The 26,065-nt window shown below is 63.3% G+C and carries 17 protein-coding genes and 1 pseudogene; 11 read left to right on the top strand and 7 right to left on the bottom strand.

Annotated features, from left to right (window positions below; all coding sequences use genetic code 11):
* The first annotated feature begins 69 nt into the window (after positions 1-69).
* The 4 genes from LGH82_RS14265 (at position 70) to pdeM (ending at position 4,664) form a co-directional block, all read left to right on the top strand.
* Complete coding sequence (locus tag LGH82_RS14265) at positions 70-420, top strand: MarR family winged helix-turn-helix transcriptional regulator (RefSeq protein ID WP_227349070.1); 351 nt, start codon at positions 70-72, stop codon at positions 418-420.
* 30 nt (positions 421-450) lie between these two features.
* Positions 451-1,311 (top strand): C40 family peptidase, encoded by an 861-nt coding sequence (locus tag LGH82_RS14260; RefSeq protein ID WP_227349069.1) that lies wholly within the window; start codon positions 451-453, stop codon positions 1,309-1,311.
* Between the two features lie 105 nt (positions 1,312-1,416).
* Positions 1,417-3,951 (top strand): ligase-associated DNA damage response DEXH box helicase, encoded by a 2,535-nt coding sequence (locus tag LGH82_RS14255; RefSeq protein WP_227349583.1) that lies wholly within the window; start codon positions 1,417-1,419, stop codon positions 3,949-3,951.
* Positions 3,948-4,664: a ligase-associated DNA damage response endonuclease PdeM gene (gene pdeM / locus LGH82_RS14250; RefSeq protein ID WP_227349068.1), complete on the top strand. Its 717-nt coding sequence runs from the start codon at positions 3,948-3,950 to the stop codon at positions 4,662-4,664. The genes LGH82_RS14255 and pdeM overlap by 4 nt, the downstream gene beginning before the upstream one ends.
* A gap of 10 nt (positions 4,665-4,674) precedes the next feature.
* On the opposite strand, the gene LGH82_RS14245 is transcribed toward pdeM, so the two are convergent.
* Genes LGH82_RS14245 through LGH82_RS14235 form a run of 3 tightly spaced genes read right to left on the bottom strand, consistent with a single transcriptional unit; the run spans position 4,675 to position 9,276 of the window.
* Positions 4,675-5,610: a dimethyl sulfoxide reductase anchor subunit family protein gene (locus LGH82_RS14245; RefSeq protein ID WP_227349067.1), complete on the bottom strand. Its 936-nt coding sequence runs from the start codon at positions 5,608-5,610 to the stop codon at positions 4,675-4,677.
* Between the two features lie 4 nt (positions 5,611-5,614).
* Complete coding sequence (locus tag LGH82_RS14240; RefSeq protein ID WP_227349066.1) at positions 5,615-6,349, bottom strand: 4Fe-4S dicluster domain-containing protein; 735 nt, start codon at positions 6,347-6,349, stop codon at positions 5,615-5,617.
* Entirely contained in the window at positions 6,346-9,276 is a 2,931-nt protein-coding gene (locus LGH82_RS14235) for a molybdopterin oxidoreductase family protein (protein WP_227349065.1), read from the bottom strand. Before LGH82_RS14235 ends, LGH82_RS14240 begins: the two co-directional genes overlap by 4 nt.
* A 277-nt stretch (positions 9,277-9,553) precedes the next feature.
* Between LGH82_RS14235 and LGH82_RS14230 the strand changes: the two genes are divergently transcribed.
* Complete coding sequence (locus tag LGH82_RS14230; protein ID WP_227349064.1) at positions 9,554-10,462, top strand: LysR family transcriptional regulator; 909 nt, start codon at positions 9,554-9,556, stop codon at positions 10,460-10,462.
* A gap of 6 nt (positions 10,463-10,468) precedes the next feature.
* Here LGH82_RS14230 and LGH82_RS14225 read toward each other — a convergent pair whose 3' ends face one another.
* The 4 genes from LGH82_RS14225 to LGH82_RS14210 all read right to left on the bottom strand — a co-directional run bounded on the left by LGH82_RS14225 (position 10,469) and on the right by LGH82_RS14210 (position 17,799).
* A complete protein-coding gene (locus LGH82_RS14225) occupies positions 10,469-11,725 on the bottom strand; it encodes an Hsp70 family protein (protein WP_227349063.1) in 1,257 nt (418 codons plus the stop codon).
* 167 nt (positions 11,726-11,892) lie between these two features.
* Complete coding sequence (locus tag LGH82_RS14220) at positions 11,893-12,684, bottom strand: TIGR02186 family protein (protein WP_227349062.1); 792 nt, start codon at positions 12,682-12,684, stop codon at positions 11,893-11,895.
* On the bottom strand, positions 12,684-13,607 hold the full coding sequence (locus LGH82_RS14215; protein ID WP_227349061.1) for a sulfite exporter TauE/SafE family protein: 924 nt from the start codon (positions 13,605-13,607) through the stop codon (positions 12,684-12,686). Before LGH82_RS14215 ends, LGH82_RS14220 begins: the two co-directional genes overlap by 1 nt.
* A gap of 187 nt (positions 13,608-13,794) precedes the next feature.
* Positions 13,795-17,799 carry a peptidoglycan-binding protein gene (locus LGH82_RS14210; protein WP_227349060.1) on the bottom strand — a complete coding sequence of 1,335 codons (4,005 nt, stop codon included), beginning with the start codon at positions 17,797-17,799 and terminating at the stop codon, positions 13,795-13,797.
* Positions 17,800-18,259: 460 nt separating this feature from the next.
* On the opposite strand from LGH82_RS14210, the gene LGH82_RS14205 reads away from it, so the two are divergent.
* The 6 genes and pseudogenes from LGH82_RS14205 (at position 18,260) to LGH82_RS14180 (ending at position 26,052) form a co-directional block, all read left to right on the top strand.
* On the top strand, positions 18,260-18,721 hold the full coding sequence (locus tag LGH82_RS14205; protein ID WP_227349059.1) for a MerR family transcriptional regulator: 462 nt from the start codon (positions 18,260-18,262) through the stop codon (positions 18,719-18,721).
* 235 nt (positions 18,722-18,956) lie between these two features.
* Positions 18,957-20,747 carry an acyl-CoA dehydrogenase gene (locus tag LGH82_RS14200; RefSeq protein ID WP_227349058.1) on the top strand — a complete coding sequence of 597 codons (1,791 nt, stop codon included), beginning with the start codon at positions 18,957-18,959 and terminating at the stop codon, positions 20,745-20,747.
* A 46-nt stretch (positions 20,748-20,793) separates the two neighbouring features.
* Positions 20,794-21,966, top strand: coding sequence for an acyl-CoA dehydrogenase family protein (locus tag LGH82_RS14195; protein ID WP_227349057.1), 1,173 nt, complete (start codon positions 20,794-20,796; stop codon positions 21,964-21,966).
* A gap of 32 nt (positions 21,967-21,998) precedes the next feature.
* A complete protein-coding gene (locus LGH82_RS14190) occupies positions 21,999-23,207 on the top strand; it encodes an acetyl-CoA C-acetyltransferase (RefSeq protein WP_227349056.1) in 1,209 nt (402 codons plus the stop codon).
* Positions 23,208-23,222: 15 nt separating this feature from the next.
* Complete coding sequence (locus LGH82_RS14185; protein ID WP_227349055.1) at positions 23,223-25,439, top strand: 3-hydroxyacyl-CoA dehydrogenase NAD-binding domain-containing protein; 2,217 nt, start codon at positions 23,223-23,225, stop codon at positions 25,437-25,439.
* Positions 25,440-25,504: 65 nt separating this feature from the next.
* Positions 25,505-26,052 (top strand): annotated as a pseudogene (locus tag LGH82_RS14180) (thioesterase family protein).
* Positions 26,053-26,065 lie beyond the last annotated feature (13 nt).

Raw genomic sequence — 26,065 nt, 5'->3', positions numbered from 1 at the left:
GGTTCCTGCCGTTTCGTTAAAAGACCTGACTGAAACGGAACCGAAACAATTTGCCGTCATGCTGGACGGATGTCGATTGCGTTGCGTCCGAGCCAGGCCTTGCGACTGTGGCAGCAGGTGATGCTGTCGCAGGTGCGTGACGACGCGCCTGACCTGACCATGCGCCAGACGGCGATCCTGTTCACCATCTATCTCGATCCGCCACCGCATACGGTGCGCGGGCTCGCCGCCCGACTCAACGTCACCAAGCCGGTCATTACCCGCGCGCTCGACACGATGGGCGCGTTGAAACTGGTGTCGCGCCACCGCGACGAACTCGACAAGCGCAACGTGCTGATCAAACGCACCGTCGAGGGTGCGCTCTTTGTCGAGCGCTTCGGCGATGTTATCATTGCCAAGGCCCACGAATTGCCGATCTGACCGAACTGCTGATACATAGGGTTGCCGATTTTGACCGTACATGATGTCCGCCTGCACGCCTTTCGTTCCGATCTCGCCGATGCGAGGTTGAAGGGAGAGGTCGTTGCCGAACGTTTCGTCGCCGGCCGGCCGGCGCGGATTTCTGCCTCCGTGGCGGATGTGCGCAAGGCGCCGGGCCCGGACGCCGGCATCAACACGCAGTTCCTGTTCGGCGACGATGTCCTCGTCTTCGAGGAGGTCGAGGGCTGGGCCTGGGTGCAGGGCGAGCGTGACGGCTATGTCGGCTATGTCGCCGATACAATGCTCGGCACGCGCGACAAGGCACCCACCCACATCGTCTCCGTGCCCCGCACCTTTGTCTATCCGGGGTCGGATCTCAGGTTTCCGCGCAGTGGGCAACTGTCCATGGGATCGACCGTCACCGTGACCGGCGCGGCCGAGACGCGCGGCACGCACTATCAACTGCTGGCCTCCGGCGAGGCGATCATATCAGGCCATTTGCAGCGCATCGGAGAAACAGCGGCCGACTATGTCGCGGTGGCCGAGACTTTCCTCGGCACGCCCTACCTATGGGGCGGTGTCTCCGGCTTCGGCATCGACTGTTCCGGTCTCGTACAGCTGTCGATGCGCATGGCCGGCAGCGACGTGCTGCGCGATTCCGACATGCAGGCCGCGACCATTGGCGAGCCGTTGGAACCCGGTCCGGATTTTGCCGGGCTGCGGCGTGGCGATCTGGTGTTTTGGAAGGGCCATGTCGCCATCATGACCGATGCTGAGACGATGATCCACGCCAACGGCCACACCATGCTGGTTTCGCGCGAGGGACTGAAGGAGGCCGTCGCCCGCATCGGTTATCTCTATGGTGGGCCGACCGGGTTCCGGCGGCCGTAGCACCAGAGCTTGTCCTTCTCCCGCAAGGGAGAAGGACAGAACTGCCGATCCCCTTTTGTTCCGATTCTTCTTGGCGATTGTGCGTTGCCGCGCTACCTCTGGCGGGTGACAGAGCAGCCGCGCCTTGCCGAGCAGAATGCCGCCGTAGCCCTGCCCGAACCATTCATCCGATGGTTCGGGGAAAAGGGCTGGTCGCCGCGCGCCCACCAGATCGACCTGCTGGCCAAGGCCCAGGCCGGTCAATCCGTGCTGCTGATCGCGCCGACTGGTGCTGGCAAGACGCTGGCCGGGTTCCTGCCTTCGCTGACGGAACTCGCCAATCGATCCAGGAAGAAGTCCGGTGAGGCGCGACGCGGCATTCACACGCTCTACATCTCGCCCTTGAAGGCGCTGGCGGTCGACATCGAGCGCAATCTCGCCAAGCCGGTCGACGAGATCGGCCTGCCTGTCACCATCGAGACGCGCACCGGCGACACGCCTTCGCACAAGCGCCAGCGCCAGAAATTGGCGCCGCCCGACATTCTACTCACCACGCCCGAGCAACTGGCGCTGCTGATCGCGGCAGGCGATGCCAGACGCTTGTTCGAGGACCTGCGCTATATCGTGCTCGACGAGCTGCATTCGCTGGTGACATCGAAGCGCGGGCATCTGCTGGCGCTCGGGCTGGCACGGCTGCGCAGCTTTGTTCCCGGCCTGCAGACGATTGGGCTGTCAGCGACAGTGGCCGAGCCGGACGAATTGCGCCGCTGGCTGGTCAGCCAGAATCCACCAGGTGACATGTCTGAACTGATCGTCGTCACCGGAGGCGCGAAGCCCGAAATTTCCATCCTCGATTCCGAAGAGCGCGTGCCGTGGGCAGGACATTCAGCTCGTTACGCCACGCCCGAGATCTACCGGGAGATCAAGCGCCACAAGACGACCCTGCTGTTCGTCAACACGCGTAGTCAGGCGGAGTTGCTGTTCCAGGAATTGTGGCGGGTCAACGAAGACACCTTGCCGATCGCGCTGCATCATGGCTCGCTGGATGTCGCCCAGCGCCGGCGGGTGGAAAAGGCGATGGGTGAAAACGCGCTGCGCGCCATCGTCGCCACGTCGACCCTCGATCTCGGCATCGACTGGGGCGATGTCGACCTTGTCGTGCATGTCGGCGCGCCGAAAGGTGCCAGCCGGCTGGCGCAGCGCATCGGCCGCGCCAACCACCGCATGGACGAGCCGTCCAAGGCGATCCTCATTCCCGCCAATCGCTTCGAGGTGCTCGAATGCCGGGCGGCACTCGACGCCAACTATCTCGGCGCGCAGGATACGCCGCCGCTGATCAATGGCGGGCTCGACGTGTTGGCGCAACATGTGTTGGGCTGCGCTTGCGGCGCGCCGTTCCGCGCCGATGATCTGTTCGAGGAAGTGCGAACTGCCGCGCCCTATGCGAGCCTCGATCGGCCGACTTTCGACCGCGTCATCGATTTCGTCGCCACCGGCGGATACGCGCTCAAGAACTACGAGCGATATGCCCGCATCCGCCTGAACAAGGATGGGTTCTGGCGGGTATCCAATCCTCGAATCGCCCAGCAATACAGGCTGAATGTCGGCACCATCATCGAGGTGCCGGCGCTCAATGTCCGCTACGTAAAGGCCGGCAGCAGAGGCTCCGCTTCGCGCGGCGGCCGCGTTCTCGGAAAGATCGAGGAGGCTTTCCTCGAAACACTGACGCACGGTGATACATTCATGTTTGCCGGCAAAGTTCTTCGTTTCGAAGGCATCCGCGAGAATGAATGCTTTGTGTCGAACGCGCCAGGCAGCGATGCCAAGGTGCCCTACTATGGCGGAGGCAAGTTCCCGCTCTCGACCTACCTTGCCGAACAGGTCCGCATCATGCTGGACGACCCGAAGCGATGGAAACAACTGCCGGAGCAGGTGGCCGACTGGCTGCGATTCCAAGCCGACAAATCGGTGTTGCCCAAGCGTGATGACTTGCTGATCGAGACCTTTCCGCGCGGCAATCGCTATTATCTAGTCGCTTATCCCTTCGAAGGCAGGCTTGCCCATCAGACGCTGGGAATGTTGCTTACCCGTCGCCTCGACAGGGCGGGAGCCAGGCCGCTTGGCTTTGTCGCCACCGACTACGCGCTTGCCATTTGGTCACTGGGCGATATGGGCTCAATGTTCAAAACCAGGAAACCTTCGCTCGGCGCGCTCTTCGACCAGGACATGCTGGGCGACGACCTCGAAGCCTGGCTTGCCGACAGCTGGCTTCTCAAGCGCACCTTCCGCAATTGCGCGCTGATTTCGGGACTGATCGAGAAACGCCATCCGGGCCAGGAAAAAAGTGGCCGCCAGGTCACCGTGTCGACCGACCTCATCTATGACGTGTTGCGTAGCCATGAGCCCGACCACATCCTGCTGCAGGCAACGCGTGCCGATGCGGCCGCCGGTCTGCTCGATGTCAGCAGACTTGCCGACATGCTCTCGCGCATCCAGGGTCGAATCATGCATAAGAATCTCGAACAGATCTCGCCGCTGGCTGTGCCGATCATGCTGGAGATCGGCAAGATGCCGGTGAACGGCGAAGCCGATGAGACGCTGTTGATGGACGCAGCGACGCTGGTCGAGGAGGCGATGGGGCCGGGAATGAGTGGGACATGAATTTTTCGCTGGCGCGGACATCACTGATCGCCGAGGCCGATCTGGTCGGGATCGCGGGCGAGCGCGCTGTCTGCGATCCGCGCGGTGTGCTCTATTTCCCCGAGCTTCGGCTTCTGGCGGTATCCGACCTGCATCTCGAGAAAGGCTCGTCGCTGGCCCGCCGTGGCACTCTGATCCCTCCCTACGATACCGGCGCGACCTTGCTGCGATTGCAGGCCGTCATCGCCGACTACCAGCCATCGATCGTCATCAGTCTCGGTGATAGCTTCCATGATGGCGGTGGCGCCGAACGCATGCATGCAAGTTTCCGCGAGCGGCTGGAAGCGTTGATGGCCGGTCGCCAATGGTTCTGGGTTGCCGGTAACCATGACCCGGAAGCGCCGGCGGATCTGCCCGGCGAGACGGTGCGGGAACTGGCCATGGGCTCGCTGCTTTTCCGGCATGAGCCGTCGAAGCTGCGCGTTGAAGGCGAGATCGCTGGCCACCTGCATCCTTGTGCCCGCATCCTGCAGCGTGGCCGCTCGGTGCGGCGGCGCTGCTTTGCCTGCGATGGCGGCCGCATGATCATGCCGGCCTTCGGCGCCTATACCGGTTCGCTCAACGTGCTCGACAGCGCCTATGCCGGGTTGTTTCGGGTGGAGACGTTGATGGCCTACATGCTCGGCGCCGAGCGCATTTTTGCCATCTCCCGCTCGATGCTGAGGCCGGGCTGAAGTCGCTCTTCTATCGTCCGTAGTAAAGCGTGACCGTATGCTTCGCCTCGGCGAAGAACAGCCAGCGCTCGACCAGCATACCGGCGAACTGGACGATGGCAGCGAGCACTGACAGCACCGCCCCGAACGGCCATGGCAAGGCGAACGCCGCAATCAGCAGCACGACGGGCAGGGCGAAGGCCAGCAATTGCGTGATCTGGCGCAGCCGGGCACCGTGCTTGCGTGCGATGCGAAAGCCCATTTCCTTGAGCAGATAATTCTCCTCGGTATGCGGCCATTCGAGTGATCGCACGGTGCCGCCAGTCAGCCCAGTCGCTGTGTTGGCGGTCGTCGGAATTTCGAGCTGGTCGTTGTAGCGCCATGTCGCCAGTTTCCAGGCCCAGCCGAGCAGGGTCAGCAGCACGCAAGCCGCCAGCAGCATTTTCGAGCAGACGGCAAAACCCTGCAGCAGCGCGTTCAGCAGCACGCTGCCGGTCATCGCCGAGAAGATGAGATAGCCGGGCAAAGTGAAGCGGCTGTGCCACTGGGCGATAGGTTTCAGCGACGCATAGATCATGCCGGTGGTGCAGACGGTGACAATTGCGCCGACCGCCGCCAGCAATCCGGCGATAGCAACCCAGCCGCCACCGCGGCCGAGCAGCACCCAGCCGATGCCGAACAGCCCCGCCGGAATGAAGGTCAGGACCGACGAAACGCCTTCGCGCGACAGCCATGAACTGCGCCACTGCGAGAACGCCCGCCAGGCGCGTTCGGGGCGGCCGAGATGGCCGGTCGAGGACAACAGTCCCGCCGCGATCAGGCCGAGCGCCAGCCCCATGCCGATGAAGCCGAGCCAGAAATCGGCCGGGATGATACCCAAGCCTCCGAGCACGCCAAGCAGCGCCAGCAGGCCGTAGCCGGCGCCGGTGGCGGTGGTGAAGAAGACGACCGAGAAGGCTGGATGCATGGGATCAGTTCGAAAGCATGCGGTCGACCCAGCCGAGAAAGCCGCCTTCGGCCCGCACCGATTCGAGTGCTGGCGCGGCCACCGATGCGGCGCGTTTGGTATGGGCGCGCGGCGGTAAATATTTGTTGGTTGGGTGATAGCCCATCTCAGGCATCAGGTCGACGCCGCCACGCTCCGCCACCAGTTGCGAGACAGCTGACTGGGGATCACCGAGATCGCCGAAATGCCGGGCGCTGGTCGGGCAAGCGGCGACACAGGCCGGCACGCGATCCCCTTCGGCCAGGTTGTCATTGTAGATGCGGTCGACGCACAGCGTGCATTTCTTCATCACCCCGACATCGGTGTCGAATTCGCGCGCGCCATAAGGGCAGGCCCAGCTGCACAATTTGCAGCCGATGCATTTGTCCTCGTCAATCAGCACGATGCCGTCCGAGGCCCGTTTGTAGGAGGCGCCGGTCGGGCAGACGGTGACGCAGGCCGGCGTCTCGCAATGCAGGCAGGAGCGCGGGAAGTTCACCGTGCGCCCACCCAACTCCGTCGTATGCTCGTAGCTGTGCACGCGGTTGAACCAGACGCCGTCGACATCGCCGCCATAGGGGTCGATGTCGGTCAGCGGCGCCATGTGGCCGCCGGTGTTCCATTCCTTGCAGGCGGTAACGCAGGCCTGGCAGCCGACGCAGGTATCGAGGTCGATGACGAGGCCGAGTTTCTTGTCGGTATGAGAGGGAAGACAGGTCATTCCATGGCCTCTCTTGCCCGCCGGAAATCGGCGCCGAAGCTCAGCTTGTCGGGCGAAGGTTCGAAGTGTGGCGGCTGGTGGAAACGCTCGAACTGCGGCTCGGTGAAGCCGGCCTCCTCGGTCGCGCATTTGACGATGCGCACCCGCAGGTCGAACCATGCCGCCTGGCCGGTCACCGGATCGGAATTCGAATAGCGCTTGCGGTTGGCGTCAGCCGAGGTCTGGTCGCCGATGACATGGTTGAGCAGGAAGCCACGATTGGATTCAGCGGCGTCGTCCTTCAGCCCCCAGCTGCCGCGTCGCTTGCCGATCGCGTTCCAGGTCCAGACCGTGCTTTCGTTCACGCCGTCGATCAGCTTGATCTGCCCCTTTACCCTGCCGTTGATGCTTTCGATCCACACCCAGTCGTCGTCGACCAGACCGAGGCTGGCGCCAGTCCGGTGGTGCACGAACAGTCGGTTCTGGCTGGTGATCTGCCTCAGCCATGCATTCTGCGAGCCCCAGGAATGATACATGTGCATCGGCCGCTGCGTCAGCGCGTGCAGCGGATATTTCCGCGGGTCCACGGCCGCTTCCTCGAAAGGCATGTACCAGAACGGCAGCGGGTCCATGTAGGTCTCGATGCGCTGGCGGTCGCCCTCTGGCGGCAACACACTGCCATGGCCACGCGCGGCGAGGCGAAAGCGCTGCATCGGCTCCGAGTAGAGCTGGAAAACGATCGGCTCTGCCTTCGGGACAAACCCCATCTGCACCGCGAAATCGAGATAGGAGCGGTTGGCCATCTTGTAGTAGCGCTGGTCCTCGGCGAAGTCGTGGTGCCAGAAGCCGCCATTGTCGATGTAGCGTTGCAACTGGTTGGGGTTGACCTCGCCCTTGCCGATCGAGGTCTCGTCCTTGCCGCGCCAGCCGGCAAGCGGCCCGATCCCCGGCGTGCGTTCGTGATTGACGATGTAATCGGCATAATCGGCATATTTAGCCGAGCCGTCGTCATTGATGAACCCGGGCAGGCCGAGCCGCGCGCCAAGCTCGATCAGCACCGACTGGAACGGCCTGACGTCGCGGTCGGGCTCGACCACCGGGTGGCGGATGGCGTCGCCCGGTCCGTCGGCATGGCTGATCGGCCGGTCGAGCAGGCTGATGCAATCATGCCGCTCGAGATAGGTGGTGTCGGGCAGCACGAGATCGGCGAACGGCACCGTCTCGGAATAATAGGCGTCGGAATAGATGATGAAGGGGATCTTGTAGTTGCCGGCTTCATCATGGTCGGTCAGCATCGCCATGGTCTCGACGGTATTCATCGAGGAATTCCACGCCATGTTCGACATGTACATCATCAGCGTGTCGATCTTGTAAGGATCGCCGGCCCAGGCATTGCGGATGACGGTGTGCATCAGGCCGTGCGCGGCAAGCGGCGCATCCCAGGAATAGGCCTTGTCGATGCGGAGAGGCGTGCCGGCCTCATCGACCAACAGGTCGTCCGGCCCGCACACGAAGCCCAGCGGCATGCCGTCGAGCGGCGTCATCGGCTTGGTGGTCTTGCCGTCCGGCTTCGGACCCGGTGGCGCCGATCTGGGGTAGGGCGGCTTGAAGCGGAAACCCCCGGGAACATCCACAGTGCCAAGCAACACCTGCAGCAGATGGATGGCGCGGCAGGTGTGAAAACCATTCGAATGGGCCGAGATGCCGCGCATGGCGTGCATCGAGACAGGCCGCCCCTTGATCGTCTCGTGCCGTCGCCCGGCCCAGTCGGTCCACGCCACCGGCAGTTCGATCGTCTGTTCGAAGGCGACATGAGCGAGTTCGGCGGCGATCCTGCGGATCGTGTCGGACGGAATGCCGCAGCGCTCCGCAACGGCATCGGGTGCATGGCTCTCATCGAGGTAGCGATCAGCGATCAGTTGGAACACCGGCGTGCAGCGGCGCCCGTCGACAGTGAAGCTGCCAGTCAGTGCGGGTTTGGCGCTGGCATCGGTAGCGCAGACAGGCATCTTCGCCACCCTGTCCCAAGCCAGTGGATTGCCACTGGTGTCGCGGGCGAACAGCCCATCATCGGCAGCACCTGGCTCCTGGATGACGAGGGTGTGGGCGTTGGTATAGCGCAGGAGATAGTCGAGATCGACGCGGCCCGCCTTCAGCAGTTCATGGATGAGCGCAAAGACGAACAGGCCGTCGGTGCCGGGCCGGATGCCGATCCAGTCGTCGGCGATCGCATTGTAACCGGTGCGGCACGGATTGATCGAAACCACCTTGGCGCCGCGCGCCTTGAGTTTGCCGAGGCCGATCTTGATCGGGTTGGAATCATGGTCCTCGGCGACGCCGAACAGCATGAAGTACTTGGTGTTGTCCCAATCGGGTTCGCCGAACTCCCAGAACGAACCGCCGATCGTATAGAGGCCGCCGGCCGCCATGTTGACCGAACAGAAGCCTCCGTGAGCCGCGAAATTCGGCGTGCCGAAGCGGCTCGCCCACCAGCCGGTCAGCGACTGCGACTGATCGCGCCCGGTGAAGAAGGCGAGCTTCTTCGGATCGGTCCTACGGATGGTCGAAAGCCGCTCCGTGGCGATTGAGAACGCCTCTTCCCACTCGATTTCGCGGAATTCGCCCGAGCCGCGCGGCCCGGTACGCAGCAGCGGCTTCTTCAGCCGGGCGGGACTGTAGTGCTGCATGATGCCGGAACTGCCCTTGCCGCAGATCACGCCGCGATTGACCGGATGGTCCTTGTTGCCGTTGATGTAGCGGACCTTGCCATCCTTGATGTGGACGTCGATGCCGCAACGGCAGGCGCACATGTAGCAAGTCGTCTTGGCGATGCTGTCGGAGATGCTGGGCGAGGTATCGACGCCGTCGCCTTCGTCTGGCGCGGTTGTGTCGGCAAGCGGCCGCTGGGAGGGGGCGGAGTTGGCGCCGCGCGGCGGTCGGTGGCTCATGATCCCCGCATGCTCTTGGGGTCCGCGGACTTCTCTCTCGTTTTCGGTCCGGGGCCGCGCATATAGTGTTCTTCAGGATGATAGCGGTCGCCAGCCAACTGCCGCCGAAGGCTCCGGCTCCAATGGGAAAGCAGCGATTTGAACCGCCCGATCATGTACTCTCTGCAATCCGATGGGGAAATTTTTCTAACTTCGCTCGAAAACTTAGAATAAAGCTATCGATCCGTCTAATCAGTTGTTCTTGTAAATTCAATCGATATTGGTTCTTAATGTCGTCATGACTCTGGACCAATTGCGCATTTTTGTTGCCGTCGCCGAACGCGGCCACATGACCAAGGCGGCCGAGCTGCTGGGCATTTCCCAGTCGGCCGCCTCCGCCGCAATCCGGGCGCTTGAGGAGCAACACGGCGTCCATCTCTTCAACCGGGTCGGCCGCAACATCGAGCTTGCCCAGACCGGCCACCGGTTCCTGCCCGAGGCCAAGGCCGTGCTGGAACGGGCGGCAGCCGCCCGGGACGTGCTGGAGCATGTCTCGCAGACGGTCACCGGAAGCCTGTCGATCGCCGCCAGCCAGACCATCGCCAGCTATTGGCTGCCGCGCCGTCTGGCCTCTTTCCACGAGGCTTATCCAGCCGTCAGGCTGAGCGTCACCATCGGCAACACCAGGCAGGTCGAGGCCAACATCCTCGATGGCGCGGCCGATCTCGGCCTGGTCGAGGGGCGCACCGAGTCCGACATATTGCGCCGCGCCAAGGTGGACACCGACAGGCTGATGCTGGTGGTCGCCAGCTCGCATCCGGAGATCGCCGAAATCTCTGACGGGCGGCCCGACATCAGGGGGCTGCGCTGGATCATTCGCGAGGGTGGTTCGGGCACGCGCGAGGTTCTGGAGGATTTGGCGCGCCGCGAGGGCATTTCGCTCGCCGATCTGCAGATATTCCTGGTGCTGCCGAGCAATGAGGCGGTCCGCCAGGCGGTCGAGGCCGGCGCCGGCGCCACCATCATTTCGGAGCTCGTCGTCGCGCGCGCCGTCGCCGAGGGCAGTTTGCGCTCCGTGCCGCTCGAACTGCCGAAGCGCGACTTCGCCATGATCACCCATCGTGATCGCCAGGCAAGCCTGGCCCAGATGGCGCTCAAGGCGCATCTCGGGGCCAGCACCGATGAATCGGCGCCCGCCCATCCGTGACCCGCGTCAGCCGAACTTCCGCTGAGCGTCCAAAGCCAGGCCAAGCCCGACGGAGCCGAACATGTCGCCGTCGATGACGGATGCCTGCGGCACCAGCGACAGGATCTCTTGTCTTGCCAGCGGGATCGCGGTTGATCCGCCGGTCAGGAAGACCGCGGTGATGTCGGACGGCTTGACCTGGGCATCGCGGATGGTCTGTCCGACCGTGGCGGTGACCCGCTCGATGTCCCTGGCAATCGTGGCATCCAGCCCGTCGCGGGTGATCTCGGCGGCGAATTCCGCGCCCGGCAGTTTCACCGCCACCTCGGCGGATGACATGTCGGTCAGCTCGATCTTGGCCTTTTCGACCAGTGCCGCCAGCGCGTGCCCGTAACGGTGCTCGACAATGTGGATGAAGCGGTCGACCAGGTCGGCGCGTTCGGCCTCGTAGCGGATCTGGCGCAAATGCGTCATCGCCTTGGCGGTATAGACCAGATTGATGCGCTGCCATGTCGCCAGATCGATGAAGTAGCTGGCCGGCAGATTGCGTTTGCTGTCCTTGGTCGGCGTCAGATAGCCGAGTTGCGGCATCACATGGGAGATGCTCAGCAGTCGGTCGAAATCCGTGCCGCCGATGTGAATGCCTCGGCTGGCCAGGATGTCGTCCTTGCGGTCGAGCGAACGGGAGCGCTCCGGCGAGACGCGCACGATCGAGAAGTCCGACGTGCCGCCGCCCATGTCGATGATGAGAGCCAGTTCCTCGCGCGTCACTTTCTGCTCATAGTCGAGTGCCGCCGCGATCGGCTCGAACTGGAAGGCGATGTGCTTGAAGCCCTGCGCGTGGGCCGCACTCTCGAGTTCGCCTTGCGCCTTCGCATCGGCCTCGGCATCGTCGTCGACGAACTGCACGGGACGGCCCAGCACCACCGTATCGACCGCATCGCCCGAATCTTGCTCGAGCCGCTTCTTCAGATGGCCCAGAAACAGCCCGACGATCTCCATGAAGCCGATCGATCGCGATTTGATGCGCGTCTTTTCGTGGGCGAGCGAACTGCCGAGCACGCTCTTCAGAGAACGCATCAGGCGGCCTTCGACGCTGTCGGTATAATTGGCGATGGCATGGCGCCCGAAACAGGTGCGGTTGTCCTCGAAATTGAAGAACACGGCACTTGGCAGCGTGACCTGGCCGTCCTCAAGCGCGACGAGGCGCGGCTGCCCGTTCCGGACCACGCCAACGGTGGAGTTCGAAGTGCCGAAGTCGATGCCGGCGAATGCTGATCGCATGACCTGATCCTGAATATCTTTGGTGAGCGGATTGGCGCGACGAAGGCGCGCCGCTGTCGGGGGGAGGACTGCTCGAACCGAATTGCTTTTATCCGCCAGATGGCTTGGGGGTGGCGGTCTAGCGCATGGCCTCGGAAAGGGAAACCCTTTTTCGAGAGGATCGGTTCCTAATCCCGCCGGAAGATCAACCGTCCGAGCCAACCCGTCAGCATGGCCAGCGATACGGCGAAGACGCCGTAGAGAAAGGAATAATCGTGGGCGATCCGGAAGATCGACTGCTCGAAACCGGATTTGCGGATTTCGAGCTGGGCGGAGCTTTCCTTGATGAACAGGCCGCTCTTGAACAGGAATGCGCGCGCCTTGTGGGTACCGACCGGAACGTTGGGAGCGAGCCTGACAGTGGCGCGGAACAGGTTCTGCGACAGGAACTGCACGCCGCCGACATTCTCGCTGTAAAGGCCAGTCGCCGATTTGCGCTCGCGCAGCGCGGCGGTGAATTCCTGGATCGTAGCAGGACTGTCGCCGGGATCGGCAGGCTGCATGTAGAGGTTGGAGGCGCCGAGTGACAACTGCTTGTAGCTGTTCGGCTCGGTGATGTCCTGCAGTGGCCGCGTCGTCGCCACGGAGTAGGAGACCGGCACATTCTCGAAGGTCTCGGACTCCAGATTGACCCAGACGCCAAGTATCCGGTCCTTACGCCGCACCACCACGGGTTTGGGCGGCCCCTCAAGCACGACGATGACATCGTAGCGCCCCTGCCGGGCGACCAGCGGGTCCGGGTTTTCAAGCGAGCCGAAGATGGTCAGGTCGGCGCCGGAAAAGCCGGCGGTGATCGAGACTTTGTCTGTGGACAGGCCGATCTGGATGCCTTCCGCCACAGGCGTCTGTGCTGATGTCGGTGAGGCCACCGCGATCAGGGACAGGAAGACGGCAGCGGCGAATGCCCTCAAATCCGGCATCAGTTCAGGCCCGCGCCGGACAGCGAAAAGAGGTTGGGCGGCGTCACGAAGAGATCGATGGCAAGCCGTATCGCCACCGCCAGGACCAGCAGTGCCAACAGTGCCCTGAGTTGTTCGCCCCGCAGCTTCTGGCCGGCCTTGGCGCCGTATTGGGCGCCGGCGACGCCACCCGCCATCAACAGGAAGGCGAGCATGACATCGACGGTCTGGTTGGTGGTGGCGTGGACCAGCGTCGTGTAGGCCGAGGTGAAGATGATCTGGAACAGCGATGTGCCGATGACGACGTTGGTCGGCACTTTCAACAGGTAGATCAGCGCCGGCACCATGATGAAGCCGCCGCCGACGCCCATGATCGAAGACAGGAAGCCGATCGCCGCACCCAGGCCAAGCACCGGAATGACGCTGACGAACAGCTTCGACGCCCTGAACCGCATTTTCAGCGGCAAGCGGTGGATCCAGTTGTGCTGCCCCGATTTCTTCAGCACCGGGGCCGCGCCGCTGCGGGTGGCGCGCAAGGCATTGACGCTCTCGACCAGCATCAGCCCGCCGACGGTGCCGAGCAGCACGACGTAGAGCAGCGAGATGAACAGATCGAGCTGGCCGAGCCGGCGCAGGAAGCCGAACACGAATATGCCGCCTGTCGAACCGACAATGCCGCCGGCTAGAAGCACCCCGCCGAGTTTGAAGTCGAGCGTCCCGCGCTTCATGTGCGACAGTGCGCCTGAGAAGGATGAGGCGATGACCTGGTTGGCGCCGGTGGCGACCGCGATTGCCGGCGGGATGTTGTAGAAAATCAGCAGCGGCGTGATGAGGAAGCCGCCGCCGACGCCGAACATGCCCGACAGGAAACCCACCGCCGCGCCCATGGCCAGCAGCACGAAGACGTTGACGGAAATTTCCGCGATCGGGAGATAGATGCCCACCCGTCAGTCTCGATCAGTTGTCTCCGGATGAATGCAGCCGTTGCGGGCATTCCGCGCCGAAGAGCACAGTTTTCTTGCGCCAGCGGCACGGCGAAGTCAAACCGCGCCGCGCCGCCGAAACAAAAAACATCTCAATCAGTTAACAGGCAAATGTGTGGCAAAGGCGTCGCGTAAGCGACGCATCGCGTTATTTGTGCGCCAGCAGCGCCTTGACCAGCGGTTCGTCGATCGTGCCCGTCGCCTTCATGCTGTTGTCGGTCTGGAAGGCCATGATGGCATTCTTGGTCTTCTGGCCAATCTTGCCATCGGCGCCGCCAGCATCGTAGCCATTCTTGTTGAGGATCAACTGAATGTTCTTGACGGCCTTTGTCATGTCGACGCTGGCGGTCGTCTGCGGGGTGCCTTCCTGCCAGGATTCTGGAATATCGGCCGAATTGGCCGCCGGATCGAGGGGCTTGGCCTTCCACAGCTCGGTGGCGGCGCGGGCGCGCTCAAGCTGCTCCGGCCGTAGCGCATTGGCGATCTCGTCGCGCTTTGCCGTAGCGTCCTTGTCGCCGGTCTTGGCGACCAGTGCGAACCATTTGTAGGACTCCTCGAGATTCTGCTTCATGCCCACGCCCTTGGCGGCGAGGATGCCAAGGTTGAACTGGCTGTCCTTGACGCCGACGTCGGCGGCGGCCTGGAACCAGTGCGCCGCCGATTCATTGTCGGTCACGCCATCCGCGGCCATGGCGAAGAGAACGGCGAGATTGTGCATGGCGCTGGCGTTGCCCTGTTCGGCGGAGAGTTGGTACCAGGTCTTCGCCTTCTTGATGTCGCGCGCGACGCCGATGCCCTTCTCGTAGAAATTGCCGATACGGTACTCCGCCGGGGCGAAACCGAGTTCGGCCGACTTTTCGTACCATTTGGCCGCCGCCGCCATGTCTTCCTTGACGCCGCGCGACTCGGCATAGCGAGAGCCGATCTCGAAAAGCGCCTTGGAGTCGCCGCCGGCCGCAGCGTCACGCAATGCCTGCGGACCGGCATTGGCGGGGATGTCCATCTTGGCGGTGACGGCGCCCGCTGCCGAGGCATTGGCGGGAGGAACCGCGCCGGTCGTGTCGCCGGTCGTGTCCACGGCCGTAGCCGAGGACGCGGCGGCCGGCGTTGTCGCCAGGGCCGGCATTGTCGCCAGGGGTTGCGTGTCGGCGTCCGAAGCCAGGGAGTCGGTAGTCGCCGGGGCTGTCGTGGGTGCCATCGGATCGGATGTCGTGGAAGACGCCACGGCCGGAACCTGCGGCATGGTCGCGGGCGCTGCGTTGACCGGCGTCTCGGTGCTCGACGGCATGGCTACGGCAATCCGCGCCGGCGTGTCGTCCTTGGCTGCGGGTTGGGCGGCCTCCGCCTGTCTGACGTTGCGGGCAGGCGCGCTGTCCGTCGATGCCGCGAGCGGTTGGGGCTTCGGCTCGGCACTGATCGAGGTCGTCCGCACCGGCTGTGCGGCGACGATTGGCGCCGCGTCGTTGCTGGCCATCTCCGCGGGGTCGGCAAAAAAGGCCTTGCCCAACTGCAGGCCGGCAAGCGCCAGCATGATGGCTGCGGCGGCCATCAGGATCGGCTTGCGCCGTGCCTTGAGCAGGTCGCCGATCCTGAGTGCTTTCACCGGGCCGCTCATCGTCGATTGACGCTTCAGGGCGTCGGCCTCGGCGGCGGCTGCCTGCGCGGCGCGTCTGGCCGCGGCGATGAAGTCCGATTTCGCGGCGTCGGTATCGCCTGCCTTGACCGGCGGCCCGCGCTCGTCGCGCACACGCTTCATGATGGCGTTGAGGTCCGGTGCGCCGGAGCCGGGCTCCAGTGGCCGGTTCGCCATTTTCGGGTCGAGCGGCTCGTCGAGATCGACGGTCGGCGTGTCGAACGTTGGCGCCGAGCCGGCCAGCGGAACATCCGCCTCCTTCTTTCCCTTGAAAGCGCGCGTCAGTCCGCCGAACATTGATTTCCTGCGGCTGGGCTGCTCGTTCTTCTCGGCAATCGTGTCCGAGCCGAGCGCCGCCATGGCCGCCGCCGCCGCCGCCTCAGCCGGCGTGCGTGTGCCCGGCTCGCCACGTGAGCCCGGTTCGTTACGCGAACCCGGTTCGCTGCGCATGATGGCGGCGGCGCGGCCATCGAGGTCAGCCATGTCGCCGGTCAGTGGTACGGGCTGATCGATATCCAGGGACGGTGCATCCTGAATCGCGATCTTGTTTCGCAGGCCTTTGCCAAAGGATTGAGCAGGCTGCGTGTCCACGAGCTCGCTCACCGCCTCGGCCGGCTCGTTTGTCTCCAGCGAACCCAACCGGTCGACAATCTTCAGCAGCGTGTCATGGATGGCCTCGAACGTCCTCGAGTTGCGCTCGTCCGAGCGGCGCGTCAGGGATTCCAGGGTCTTCAGATCCTGGGCGAGCCCGGTAACGGCGGCAGTGTTGGCGCTTGAGCCGGCCATCGAACGGACGGCGTTCTCGGCCGCTTCGCGTGCCGCGCCGAGGATCGAATCGCGCGTGCCGGCCAGCGACTTCTCGATTTCGTTGAGACGCGGGCTGATATCCTCGAATTCCGGCAGCGGCGTGCTGGGCTTGGAGAGATGGGCGGACAGGCCCGCGACCTGCGCCTCCAGGCTGCGGATCAGAGCCGGGTCGATGCCGGCAACTTGTGCGGCGGATGCGTCCAGCCGGCTTGAGATGTCTTCCAGCCGGCTTTCCAGCCCGCGGATCGCCGCCTCGCCGGCGGTGTCCGGAGCGCGTGTCTCGATGCGTTGGGCCAGCGCCGTGAAACGTGCGTCGATGGCCTCCATGATGCTGGCGCTGTCAACCTGCGGCATGCGCTGGTCGAGCCTGTCGGCGACCTCGTCCAGCCGGCGCTCGAGATCGCGAAACAGCATGTTGCCCTGCTGGATCGCATCGCCCTGGCGGCGTTCCATCATGCCGGACAGCACGTCAAAACGCTGCTCCAGCCCCTGGAAGATGTAGTCGGCGTCCGGCATGGCCGGGGCGTGGTCGATCTTGTCGGCGATAAGAGCGATCTGCTTGGCCAGGCGTTCCATCGCCTGCTCGGGCAGATTGGCCCTGCCCGCGAGATCATCAACCCGGTTCGACAGCATGTTGAGACGATCGGCGACCTCGCTGCCCGGACGATCCTGGGCGACTTCCTCGATCTGCTGGGCGAGCGATGCGATCCGCTTCTCGATGCGCTCGAAGGGTTCGGGGTCGAATGAATTGGCTTGCGCCGCGACGGTCGAGGCGAGGATGGCGCGGGAAATCTCGTCAAGCCGCTCATCGATCATGCCGAGCGTGTCGCCGCCGCGATTGTTCTGCTGGCTGGCGAAATGGTCGACGGCGCCGGCAAGCGTGCGGACTTTTTCCTCAAGCGAACGCAGGGACAGCGATTCCGGTAGGTTGTTGACGGCCTTGCTGATCTGTTCGAGCCGATCGGTCAGCATCGATAGGCCTGGGTCATCCGAGCGCTTGCGCTGGTCGGCATCGACACGGTCCTCGAAAGCGGTCCAGCGGCGGTCGAAATCGTCCCAGCGGCGGTCGACGGCCTGCACGCTTTCCTCGCGCGCCAGCGTGTCGAGCGCGGCCTTGACCTGTTCCAGCTCGAGCCGCAGCATGTTGACGCTTCTGTCGTCGCTCTTTTCGGCCAGTGTCTGGATAGCGCCGGAAAGTCGTTCGAACTCGACGCCGAGCTCCGCGCTGCCCTTGCCCGAGCCGCCTGACTGGCCATTTCCCTGGAAGGCCCGCTCGATGTCCTTGCGCAGGGCGTCGAACTCGCGCTGCAGGCCGGCGGTCATCTGGTGGCGCAGTTCCTCGCGCAGCCCGCGCAACTCGCCGGCGATCTTGCCGACCGCGGCGACGCTGTCTTCCTGGCCGCGCACACGGTCGATATCGCGGGCGATCGCCTGGTAGTTCTGGTCGAACACGGGAGCCGCCGGCGCCGGGCTCTTGGGCCGCGCCGATTGCGGATCCTCATACCAACGCTGCTGGTCGTAGGGCCGTGCGCTTGGATAGCGTGGGTCCGCGCCGTACTGACGCGGATCAGGCCGCTCCATCGGGTCCTCGCGTGTCCGCTCCAATCTCTGTTCGAGTGTCTCCAGGGAACGGTTCAATTCCTCCAGCGTGGTATGCGGCTTGCGCTGCCTGCCGGTATTGAGTGTATCGAGATAGGACCGCTTGCTGTTCATCGATGCGCCCGTTTTTCAGAATGGCTGGCTTTCGGCCAGTTTCCCCAAAGTCCCTGCCGGGAACGAAGGCGACCGGGCTGCCATGCCGCGGTGAAAGACAAGCTTTCCGGGGTTCTCACCCGCGCTTCGAAAAACCGTGAAAAATTCGATACAGGATAACCACGGGTAGCCGACACGCGCACATTTCACCCAACGTGGTAAACAACGCGTTAACCAAGCTTAAGAAGTTGCAACGTCGTCACCAGGCCATGCCGCCGATGCGGCAAAAAGCTCCTTTTGCAGAACGTTCTTGCGTCATAAGGCGGCTGCCAGTATAGAATTGACGTAAACGTAAAAGGTGCGCCATGCGTCCCATTTGCGATTTGTTTGTTGAAACCACGACTGGAAGCACGCCCCCGCTTCCACTCAGGCGACGCAAGGTCCGAGACCGCGACGCCACAGATGGGGAAAGCCAGTGATCATGAAACTTGTTTCGCCCGGCGAGACCGCGGCCAATACCAATGAAATACCGAACGAAGCCGGCGAGGAGCTCGCCCGCATCGGCGAGATGGCCAAGAAATACGGCGTGACGCTCCGCACGCTGCGTTTCTACGAAGACAAGGGCCTGCTCAATCCGCAGCGTGACGGTTCGACCCGTCTCTATACGCGTCGCGACAAGGCGCGGCTCAAGCTGATCCTGCTCGGCCGCAAAGTCGGGTTCTCGCTCCGCGACGTCAAGCAGATGATGGATCTCTACGATCCGACCGGCTCCAACGCCAAGCAGTTGCGGCTGGCGCTGGACAAGTCGGAGAAGCAGCTTGCCCGCCTGCAGAAGCAACGGGCCCTGATCGACGACGCCATCAACGAGCTGAGTGGTTCGATGTCGGCCGTGCGCCAGATGTTGACCGAGCGTACTTCAGCGCCTGCGAGCGCCGCGAGCTAGGCAACCCGCCGATTGTGACGAATGAGAGCCGCGTGGCCTTTGCCGCGCGGCTCTTTTGTTTTCTGCTGTCCGCCCCAGATTCTGCCGGGCGCCCTCCGTCTGGCGCGTGAAAATATCGCATCGAAAAATATTGACGTTTACGCAAACGTCAATATTTGCTATCTCGATCCCGACGTTGGTCCGCATGCCGCTGATGGGCTAGATTCGGGCCAAGACCGCATGGTGGAGGAAAAGCATGCCGATCTACGCAGCACCGGTCCAGGACACGCTGTTCGTGCTCAATGAAGTGCTGGGTTACCAGCGCTATTCCAATCTCCCCGGATTTTCCGACGCCACGCCTGATGTACTCGAAGCAATTCTCGCGGAGGGGGCGAAGCTCGCCGAAAACGTCATGCATCCGCTGAACCGTGTCGGCGACATGGAAGGCTGCATCCGCCATGATGACGGCTCGGTGACGACGCCGAAAGGTTTCAAGGAAGCTTTCAACCAGTATCGCGAAGGCGGCTGGATGGGGCTGGCGGCACCGGCCGAGTTTGGCGGCCAGGGGCTGCCCTACATGGTGCATCAGGCTGTCTCCGAATACATGGTGTCGGCCAACATGGCGCTGATGATGTATCCGGGGCTGACGCAGGGCGCGATCGCGGCCATCATCACGCATGGCACCGACGACCAGAAGACCAAGTGGCTGCCGAAGCTGGTCGAGGGCGTCTGGACCGGCACCATGAACCTGACCGAGCCCCATTGCGGCACCGATCTCGGCCTGCTGCGCACCAAGGCTGTCCCCAATGGCGATGGCACCTACAAGATTTCCGGCCAGAAGATATTCATCTCGGCTGGCGAGCACGACATGTCGGACAACATCGTCCATCTGGTGCTGGCCCGCATCGAGGGCGCGCCGGAAGGCGTGAAGGGCATTTCGCTGTTCATCGTGCCGAAGCTCAAGCTCGATGCGTCAGGCAATCCCGGCGAGAAGAACAAGCTCTCCTGCGGCTCGATCGAGGAGAAGATGGGCATCCACGGCAATTCGACCTGCGTCATGAACTATGACGAGGCCGAGGGCACGCTGCTCGGCGAGATGAATGGCGGCTTGAAGGCCATGTTCACGATGATGAACGAGGCGCGGCTCGGCGTTGCCCTGCAAGGGCTTTCTCTGTCCGAGGTCGCCTACCAGAACGCGGTTTCCTACGCCAAGGACCGTTTGCAGGGTCGTTCGCTGTCAGGACCGAAGGCGCCGGACAAGAAGGCCGACCCGATCATCGTCCATCCCGACATCCGCCGCAGCCTGATGACCATGAAGGCGTTCAACGAGGCCGGCCGCGCGCTGGCGCTGTGGACGGCGATCAAGTCCGACATCGCCCATCGCTCCCCCGATGACAAGGATCGGCAGGCCGCCGAGGACTATACCGGCCTGATGACGCCGGTGGTCAAGGGCGTATTCACCGACAAGGGCTTCGACCATGCTGTCATGGCGCAGCAGGTCTTCGGCGGCCACGGCTACATCGAAGAACACGGCATGAGCCAGTTCGTGCGCGATGCCCGCATCGCCATGATCTACGAAGGCGCCAACGGCATCCAGGCGCTCGACCTCGTTGGCCGCAAGCTTGGCCTGAATGGCGGCCGCGCGGTGCAGGCCTTCTTCAAGGAGGTCGGCGAATTCTGCGAGGAAAACCGTTCCGACGAGAAGATGGCGCCATTCACCAAGGGGCTGAAGAAAGGCCTCAACGACCTGCAGGCGGCGACCATGTGGTTGCTGCAGAACGGCATGGCCAAGCCCGACAATGCGGGCGCCGCCTCGACCGACTACATGCATCTCTTCGGTCTTGTGGCGCTGGGCTACATGTGGGGCCAGATGGCCAAGGTGGCGCTTGGCAAGACGAGCGCCAACGGCTCCCAGTCGTTTTACGACAGCAAGCTGGTGACGGCGCGCTTCTTCATGGAGCGGATCATGCCGGAAACATCAGCGCATCTCGCCCGCATTTCCACTGGCGCGGACACGCTAATGGCGCTGCCGGCGGAAGCGTTCTAAGTTTGAGCGCCGGCACACCGGCTGCAGTCAAAACGCGGAGGAACTCGTGGCGATAAATCCCGCCGAAGTGCTCGCTTTGCCGAAACCTGCCTGGGCGGCTGACGAGGTCGGCATGCTCTACGACATGGCGCACCGCTTCATGTCGGAGGAGATCGCGCCGCGTTACGACGAGTTCGAGAAGAATGAGATGGTCGACCGCGAGAGCTGGCTGAAGGCAGGTTCCGCCGGTTTGCTCTGCGCCTCGATGCCGGAGGAATATGGCGGCTCGGGCGGCACCTTCGCGCATGAGAGCGCCATCATCGAGGCCATCGGCCATGTCGGCGTCGACGGTTTCGGCATCGGCCTGCACAATGCGATCGTCGCGCCCTACATCCTCCACTACGGCTCCGAAGAGCAGAAGAAGAAATGGCTGCCGAAACTGGCCACTGGCGCGCTGATCGGCGCCATTGCCATGACCGAGCCCGGCGCCGGCTCCGACCTGCAAGGCGTCAAGACGCGCGCCGAGAAGGATGGCAACCAGTACAAGATCAACGGCTCCAAGACCTTCATCACCAACGGCCAGCTCGCCAACCTGATCATCGTCGTCACCAAGACCGATCCGGCCAAGGGCGCCAAGGGCACCTCGCTGATCGTCGTCGAGACCGACGAGGTCGAAGGGTTCCAGCGCGGCCGCAACCTCGACAAGATCGGGCTCAAGGCCAACGACACGTCGGAACTGTTCTTCAACGAAATGCGCGTGCCGACCTCCAACCTGCTCGGCCATGAGGAAGGGCAGGGTTTTGTCCAATTGATGCAGCAATTGCCGCAGGAGCGGCTGCAGATCGGCACCGGCGCCATTGCCATGATCGAGCGCGCGCTGGCGCTGACCATCGACTACGTCAAGGAGCGCAAGGCGTTCGGCAAGGCGATCATCGATTTCCAGAACACCCAGTTCAAGCTGGCCGAACTGAAGACCGAGGCGACCATCGGCCGCGTCTTCTACAATGACTGCGTGGCCCGCCACATTGCCGGCGGTCTCGATCCCGTCACGGCTTCGATGGCAAAGTACTGGCTGTCGGACCTGCAAGGCAAAGTGGTCGACGAATGCCTTCAATTGCATGGCGGCTATGGCTACATGAATGAATATCCGATCGCCCGCATGTTCCGCGATGCCCGCGTCCAGCGCATCTACGGCGGCACCAACGAGATCATGAAATTGCTGATTGGCCGCTCCCTCTAGAAGCGACATCAGGCAAACCAAGGAGCAAGAGAATGTCCGAAGCTTATGTCTATGACGCCGTGCGCACGCCGCGCGGCAAGGGCAAGAAGGATGGCTCGCTGCACGAAGTGCCGGCGGTGCGGCTCGCCGCCAAGACGCTCGAAGCGTTGCGCGATCGCAACGGGCTCGACACCGGCAATGTCGACGACATCATTTTCGGCTGTGTCGATCCGGTCGGCGAGGCCGGTTCGGTCATTCCGCGCGCCGCCGCCTTCGAGGCCGGCTACGACACCAAGGCGCCGGGCATGCAGATCTCGCGCTTCTGCGCCTCCGGTCTCGACGCCATCAATCTCGGCGCCGCCAAGATCGCGCAAGGCGCCGATGACATCGTCATTGCCGGCGGCGTCGAATCCATGTCTCGCGTCGGCATGGGTGCCTCCGGCGGCGCCTGGTTCATGGATCCTTCGGTGGGCCTGCCCGGCTGGTTCGTGCCGCAAGGCATCTCGGCCGACCTGATCGCGACGAAGTACGGCTTTTCGCGCGATGACGTCGACGCCTATGCGGTCGAGAGCCAGAAGCGCGCCGCCCATGCCTGGGAAAAGGGCCGCTTCAAGAATTCGGTCATCCCGATCAAGGATCAGAACGGCCTGACCATCCTCGACCGCGACGAGCACATGCGGCCGTCGACCGACATGCAGTCTCTGGCATCGCTCAATCCGTCCTTCGTCATGCCCGGTGAGATGGGTGGGTTCGATGCGGTCGCGGTGCAGAAGCATCCGGAGATCGAAGAGGTCAATCACGTCCACCATGCCGGCAATTCGTCGGGCATCGTCGATGGCGCGGCGGCTGTTCTGCTCGGCTCCAAGAAGGCCGGCAAGGCGATGGGGCTGAAGCCGCGCGCTCGCATCCGCACCTTCGCCAATATCGGCTCGGAGCCGGTGCTGATGCTGACCGGCCCGGTCGATGTTACCGAGAAGCTCCTGAAACGCGCCAAGATGAAACTCTCGGACATCGACCTGTTCGAGCTCAACGAAGCCTTTGCCTCGGTGGTGCTGCGCTACATGCAGGCCTTCGACATCCCGCACGACAAGATCAACGTCAATGGTGGCGCCATCGCCATGGGTCATCCGCTCGGCGCCACCGGCGCGATGATCTTTGGTACGGTGCTGGACGAACTGGAGCGCCGCGACCTTAACACTGCCCTGGTCACGCTCTGCATCGGTGCCGGTATGGGCACCGCAACCATCATCGAACGCGTCTGACGAGGGAGATAGAAGATGAGCTACACCAATTTCACCCTCGACATTGATGCCGACGGCATCGCGCTGGTCACCTGGAACAGCCCGGACCGCTCAATGAACGTCTTCACCGAGGAGGTGATGCGGGAGTTGAACGCCATCGTCGACAAGGTAGCTGGCGATGCCGCCATCAAGGGCGCGGTGATCACCTCCGGCAAGGATACGTTCTCCGGCGGCGCCGATATCACCCTGCTGCAGAAGATGCTGACGACCTTCGCCGCTGACAAGGGCAAGGATATCGAAAAGGCCACCAAGGGGCTGTTCGACAACGCCGGCACCATGACCGGCCTGTTCCGCAAGCTTGAGACGTCGGGCAAGCCGTGGGTGTCGGCGATCAACGGCACCTGCATGGGTGGCGCTTTCGAGATGTCGCTGGCCTGCCACGGCCGTGTCGCCGCCGACAGCGACAAGGTCAGGATGGCGCTTCCCGAAGTGAAGATCGGCATCTTCCCCGGCGCCGGCGGAACGCAGCGCGTGCCGCGCCTTACCGATCAGCAGCAGGCGCTGCAGATGCTGACTTCCGGCCAGACGCTGTCGCCGCAGAAGGCCAAATCCATGGGCCTGATCCATGAGATCGCCGAGCCGGCCAAGCTCGTCGAAACCGCCAAGGCGATGATCAGGAATGGTCTTAAGCCGGTAGCGCCGTGGGACGAGAAGGGTTTCAAGCTGCCCGGTGGCCAGATCTATTCGCCCGCTGGTTTCAATCTGTGGCCGCCGGCCATCGCCATCCTGCGTCGCGAAACCTATGGCAATTACCCGGCCGCCGCCGCGATCCTGAAGTGCGTCTATGAAGGCCTGCTGGTGCCGTTCGACACCGCCTTGCGGATCGAGCAGCGCTATTTCACCGAGATCATGCAGACCAGGGAAGCGGCGGTGATGATCCGCTCGCTGTTCGTATCGCTGCAAGAACTGAACAAGGGCGCCCGCCGCCCGGCCGGCGTACCGGAAACCAAATTCAAGAAGATCGGCATCCTCGGCGCCGGCTTCATGGGCGCCGGCATTGCCTATGTGACGGCCAAGGCGGGCATCCCGGTGGTGCTGCTCGATCGTGACATCGAGTCCGCCAAGGGCAAGGCGCATTCCGACAGCCTAATCTCGGATCAGGTGAAGAAGGGCCGCGCCAAGCCGGACGAGAAGGACAAACTGCTGTCGCTGATCACGCCGACGGCCGATTATGCCGATCTTGCCGGCTGCGACCTCGTGGTCGAAGCGGTGTTCGAGGATTCCGCCGTCAAGAAGAACGCCACCGAACAGGCGGAAGCCGTGCTGAAGCCGTCGGCGATATTCGCGTCGAACACCTCGACCATCCCGATCACCGGTCTGGCGAAGAATTCCACCCGGCCGAAGAATTTCATCGGCATCCACTTCTTCTCGCCAGTCGACAAGATGATGCTGGTCGAGATCATCCTCGGCAAGAAAACCGGCGACAAGGCGCTGGCCACGGCAATCGACTTCGTCCGTGCCATCAAGAAGACGCCGATCGTCGTCAACGACACGCGCGGCTTCTACGTGAACCGCTGCGTGCTGCGCTACATGTCGGAAGCCTACAAGATGCTGATCGAGGGTGTGCCGGCACCGATGATCGAGAATGCGGCGAAGGCCGCCGGCATGCCGGTTGGCCCTCTGGCGCTGACCGATGAGACAGCCATCGACCTCGCCCAGAAGATCATGAAGCAGACCATCAAGGATCTCGGCGACAGTGCGGTCGACCCGAAGCAGATGACGCTGATCAACACCTTGGTCGACGAGCACGGCCGCTTCGGCCGCAAGAACGCCAAGGGTTTTTACGACTATCCGGCGAAGCCCGCCAAGAAAAAGCTGTGGCCGGGCCTCAGGGATCTCTACCCGCAGCTGGCGCCCGAGAAGGTCGACTATGAGGAGTTGCAGCAACGGCTTCTGGTCACCATCGCGCTCGAAGCAGCACGGGTGATGGAAGAGGGCATCGTCACCGATCCGCGCGAGGCCGATGTCGGCTCGATCCTGGCCTTCGGTTTCGCACCCTTTACCGGCGGCGCGCTGTCCTACATCGATGGCATCGGCGCGAAGGAGTTCGTGAAGATCGCCAAGCGTCTGCAGAAAAAGTACGGCGCTGAATTCAAGGCGCCCAAGCTTCTGCTCGACATGGCCGAGAAGGGCGAAACATTCTACCAGCGCTTCGATCCCTACGCGAAGAGCGACGTCAAGCAAGCGGCCTGACCCGTGGGCAAAACCAAGAGTCCTACAGCGTCCTTTGCGCGTCCGAGAGGACGCGCGGCGCTGTAGTGTATGTCTGGGCGCGCATGGCGCGCATGATGGCCACGGCACGCTGCCGTGGCCCCTACGTGATGGGCGGCGAGAGTCGGCTGGCCTTTCGCTGCCTGCCCACCGACGTCGATTTCAACATCCATCTCAACAATGCGCGTTACATGATGCTGGCCGATCTCGGACGCATCGACATCTTCCTGCGCGCCGGCCTCATCACGTTGGCGCGGAAGAACGGCTGGGCACCGATGATGGGCGGGCTGCAGTCGGTCTACGCGCGCGAGATCAGGCTGTGGCGCCGCTTCGCTTCGAAGTGGTGTCCTCGATCGAGACCTGGGAAGGCACGCAGGTTATCGGAAAGCATCGCTTCGTCCTCGACAACGGCGAAACGGCAGCCCTGATCCTGACGACGGCCGGCGTGTACGACCGCGGGGCACGCCGCTTTCTCGGCATTGACGAGGTCGTCGCCGCGCTCGGCCGTTCTGCACAACCACGCCCGCCGACCGAAGCCCAGCGAATGTTCATGTCCTCGCACGGGAACCTGCGCCAGCAGGCCAAGCGAGCCTGATCGCGCAAATCAA

This window comes from Mesorhizobium sp. PAMC28654 (assembly GCF_020616515.1).
GTDB lineage: Bacteria > Pseudomonadota > Alphaproteobacteria > Rhizobiales > Rhizobiaceae > Mesorhizobium.
Note: the sequence above shows the minus strand (reverse complement) of the source record. Positions and strands in the feature narration are given on the sequence as shown.

What these genes read in the sequence shown, in the direction of transcription:
- LGH82_RS14185 (WP_227349055.1), top strand. Translation starts at nt 23,223, where the DNA reads ATGAGCTACACCAATTTCACCCTCGACATTGATGCCGACGGCATCGCG.
- LGH82_RS14265 (WP_227349070.1), top strand. Translation starts at nt 70, where the DNA reads ATGTCGATTGCGTTGCGTCCGAGCCAGGCCTTGCGACTGTGGCAGCAG.
- LGH82_RS14225 (WP_227349063.1), bottom strand. Translation starts at nt 11,725, where the DNA reads ATGCGATCAGCATTCGCCGGCATCGACTTCGGCACTTCGAACTCCACC.
- LGH82_RS14200 (WP_227349058.1), top strand. Translation starts at nt 18,957, where the DNA reads ATGCCGATCTACGCAGCACCGGTCCAGGACACGCTGTTCGTGCTCAAT.
- LGH82_RS14210 (WP_227349060.1), bottom strand. Translation starts at nt 17,799, where the DNA reads ATGAACAGCAAGCGGTCCTATCTCGATACACTCAATACCGGCAGGCAG.
- LGH82_RS14190 (WP_227349056.1), top strand. Translation starts at nt 21,999, where the DNA reads ATGTCCGAAGCTTATGTCTATGACGCCGTGCGCACGCCGCGCGGCAAG.
- LGH82_RS14205 (WP_227349059.1), top strand. Translation starts at nt 18,260, where the DNA reads ATGAAACTTGTTTCGCCCGGCGAGACCGCGGCCAATACCAATGAAATA.
- LGH82_RS14235 (WP_227349065.1), bottom strand. Translation starts at nt 9,276, where the DNA reads ATGAGCCACCGACCGCCGCGCGGCGCCAACTCCGCCCCCTCCCAGCGG.
- LGH82_RS14240 (WP_227349066.1), bottom strand. Translation starts at nt 6,349, where the DNA reads ATGACCTGTCTTCCCTCTCATACCGACAAGAAACTCGGCCTCGTCATC.
- LGH82_RS14220 (WP_227349062.1), bottom strand. Translation starts at nt 12,684, where the DNA reads ATGCCGGATTTGAGGGCATTCGCCGCTGCCGTCTTCCTGTCCCTGATC.
- pdeM (WP_227349068.1), top strand. Translation starts at nt 3,948, where the DNA reads ATGAATTTTTCGCTGGCGCGGACATCACTGATCGCCGAGGCCGATCTG.
- LGH82_RS14245 (WP_227349067.1), bottom strand. Translation starts at nt 5,610, where the DNA reads ATGCATCCAGCCTTCTCGGTCGTCTTCTTCACCACCGCCACCGGCGCC.
- LGH82_RS14230 (WP_227349064.1), top strand. Translation starts at nt 9,554, where the DNA reads ATGACTCTGGACCAATTGCGCATTTTTGTTGCCGTCGCCGAACGCGGC.